The following is a 308-nucleotide window of genomic DNA, read 5'->3' as shown; positions in this document are numbered from 1 at the left end:
CGATGGATTTTATGAGTGACAGCCTGTTCTGTGGTCGCCGCTTCCGGACGTTTAACGTGGTGGACGACTTTAACCGGGAGATCCTGGCCATAGAGGTTGATCTGAACCTCCCGGCCCCGAGGGTCATTCGGGTACTGGAACGCATCATCGCCTGGCGAGGCTATCCCGCCAAATTGCGTATGGATAACGGCCCCGAGTTCATTTCCATCGCCCTGGCGGATTGGGCTGAACAGAACGGCATAGCACTGGAGTTCATCAAACCGGGAACGCCTACCCAGAACTCTTACGTAGAGCGCTTCAATCGAACT

The 308-nt window shown here is 55.5% G+C and carries 1 protein-coding gene; it reads left to right on the top strand.

Annotated elements, in window-relative coordinates:
- Positions 1-308, top strand: a 308-nt coding sequence (locus tag E5Q11_RS17550; protein WP_135804722.1) for a DDE-type integrase/transposase/recombinase, incomplete at both ends; no start/stop codon positions are given.

This window comes from Marinobacter confluentis, assembly GCF_004785685.1.
GTDB lineage: Bacteria > Pseudomonadota > Gammaproteobacteria > Pseudomonadales > Oleiphilaceae > Marinobacter > Marinobacter confluentis.
The sequence above is the reverse complement of the archived record's forward strand: the minus strand, read 5'-3'. Positions and strand labels throughout refer to the sequence as shown.